This is a genomic window from Roseomonas rosulenta, assembly GCF_016106005.1.
GTDB lineage: Bacteria > Pseudomonadota > Alphaproteobacteria > Acetobacterales > Acetobacteraceae > Neoroseomonas > Neoroseomonas rosulenta.
The window spans coordinates 1-2,641 of the sequence record NZ_JACADR010000423.1 but is presented as its reverse complement, the minus strand read 5'-3'; the positions used below and the strand labels follow the sequence as shown (position 1 = coordinate 2,641).

General features: G+C 68.7%; 1 protein-coding gene. It reads left to right on the top strand.

The window, feature by feature from the left end; all coding sequences use genetic code 11:
• Window positions 1–176 precede the first annotated feature (176 nt).
• Window positions 177–2,363: an excinuclease ABC subunit UvrB gene (gene uvrB, locus HW578_RS25295; RefSeq protein WP_198373466.1), complete on the top strand. Its 2,187-nt coding sequence runs from the start codon at window positions 177–179 to the stop codon at window positions 2,361–2,363.
• The last annotated feature ends 278 nt before the right edge of the window (window positions 2,364–2,641 follow it).

Below are 2,641 nucleotides of genomic sequence, written 5' to 3'. Positions count from 1 at the left end.
AGTCCGGACCCGTGCTCTTCCGATCCCCCGGGCTGCGCGCGCCGCGCCGGGTGGTGGTGGTGGCGTCGCTGCCGCGCACCGCGACCGGGAAGGTGCAGCGGGACAGGCTGGCGGCGCTCGCCGGGGGCGGCTGACCCCGCTGGCGCGGGCGGGTGCGGCGCCCCATCTTGGCGGCCATGAACCTGATCGCCCCCGGCCCCGTGCTGTTCATGCCGCAGAAGCGGCCCGCGCCGCCCTCGGAGAAGCGGCTCAAGGTCGTCTCGCCCTTCGAGCCAAATGGCGACCAGCCGGCGGCGATCCGTGAACTGACCGCCGGGTTGCAGGCCGGCGAGCGTGACCAGGTGCTGCTGGGCGTCACCGGCTCCGGCAAGACCTTCACCATGGCCAAGGTCATCGAGGAACTGCAGCGCCCGGCGCTGGTGCTGGCCCCGAACAAGACCCTGGCCGCGCAGCTCTATGGCGAGATGAAGTCCTTCTTCCCCGACAACGCGGTGGAATATTTCGTCAGCTACTACGACTACTTCCAGCCGGAAGCCTATGTCCCGCGCACGGACACCTACATCGAGAAGGATTCGCAGATCAACGAGCAGATCGACCGCATGCGGCATTCCGCCACGCAGGCGCTGCTCGAACGCAACGACGTGGTGATCGTCGCCTCGGTGTCCTGCATCTACGGCATCGGGTCGGTCGAGACCTACAGCCGCATGGTCGTTAAGCTCGAACGCGGCGGGCGGATCGACCGCGACGCGCTGGTGAAGGGCCTGGTCGAGCAGCAGTACCGCCGCAATGATTCCTTCTTCGCGCGCGGCACCTTCCGCGTGCGCGGCGAGAGCGTGGACATCTGGCCCTCGCACCTCGATGACCGCGCCTGGCGCGTCTCCCTGTTCGGGGACGAGATCGACGGCATCCGGGAATTCGACCCGCTGACCGGCGAGGTGACGAGCGAGATGGAACGCATCGCCGTCTACGCCAACAGCCACTACGTCACGCCACGGCCCACGCTCACGCAAGCGATCGCGCGCATCAAGGAGGAGCTGAAGGAACGCCTCGCGCAGCTCGAGGCCGAGGGCAAGCTTCTGGAGCGCCAGCGGCTCGAGCAGCGCACCATCTTCGACATCGAGATGATGGAGACGACGGGCTCCTGCAAAGGCATCGAGAACTATTCGCGCTACCTGACCGGCCGCAACCCCGGCGAGCCGCCGCCGACGCTGTTCGAATACCTGCCCGACAACGCCGTGCTGATCGTGGACGAGAGCCACGTCACGGTGCCGCAGATCGGCGGGATGTATCGCGGCGACTATGCGCGCAAGGCGATCCTGAGCGAATTCGGCTTCCGCCTGCCGAGCTGCACCGATAACCGCCCCCTCAAGTTCGAGGAATGGGACGCCTATCGCCCGCAGACCGTCTTCGTCAGCGCGACCCCCGGCCCCTGGGAGATGGAACGCACCGGCGGCGCCTTCGCCGAGCAGGTGATCCGCCCGACCGGCCTGGTCGATCCGGTCTGCGAGATCCGCCCCGTCGAAGGCCAGGTGGATGACCTGCTGGCCGAATGCCGCACCGTCGCGCAGGCCGGCGGGCGCGTGCTGGTCACGACACTCACCAAGCGCATGGCCGAGGACCTCACGGAATACATGACCGAGGCCGGCATCCGCGTGCGCTACCTGCATTCCGACGTGGACACGCTCGAGCGCATCGAGATCATCCGCGATCTTCGCAAGGGCGTGTTCGACGTGCTGGTCGGCATCAACCTGCTGCGCGAGGGCCTCGATATCCCCGAATGCGCCCTGGTCGCGATCCTGGATGCCGACAAGGAAGGCTTCCTGCGCTCCACGACCTCGCTGATCCAGACCATCGGCCGCGCGGCGCGCAACGCCGAGGGGCGCGTGGTGCTCTATGCCGACACCATGACGAACTCGCTGCGCAACGCGCTCGGCGAGACGGAGCGCCGACGTGCGAAGCAGATCGCCTGGAACACCGAGCACGGCATCACGCCCACCACCATTCGCCGCGAGATCGCCGATGTGCTGAAGGACGTCTCGCAGGGCGACTACGTGACGGTCGAGGCGGTCGAGGACGACAGCGCGGCCAACTTCGTCGGCAAGGACCTGCGTGCCGCGATTGCGGAACTGGAGCGCAAGATGCGCGCGGCGGCGGCCGAGCTGGAATTCGAGACCGCCGCGCGGCTGCGCGACGAGATCAAGCGACTGGAAGCCCTCGACCTCGGCCTGGAACCGAATCTCGCGGGTCGTTCGCTGCGCGAGGCCACGCCCAAGGCCGACTGGAAGCCCAAGCCGCTCGGCCCCGGCGGCGGCGGCTATGATCCGAAGAAGGGCAAGGGCGGGCGCCGGAAGAAGGCCGGCTGAAGCATTCGTGAATCCTGGGGCAGGCGCTGCCCCGGTTCTGCCCGATCGATGCCACACGCCGCGGTTGTGCTGGCGCGCATCGGACACAACACAAGGGAATCACGCATGTCCTGGACTTCCATCCGTGTCGCCGCCGTTGCGCTGCTGGGCCTTGGCGTCGCGGCCTGCGCCGACCCGGTCGGCCAGCGGGCGCTGATCGGCGGCGGCATCGGCGCCGCCGGCGGTGCCGGCATCGCGGCGCTGACCGGCGGCTCGCCGCTGGCAGGGGCGGCCATCGG

What these genes read in the sequence shown, in the direction of transcription:
- uvrB (WP_198373466.1), top strand. Translation starts at nt 177, where the DNA reads ATGAACCTGATCGCCCCCGGCCCCGTGCTGTTCATGCCGCAGAAGCGG.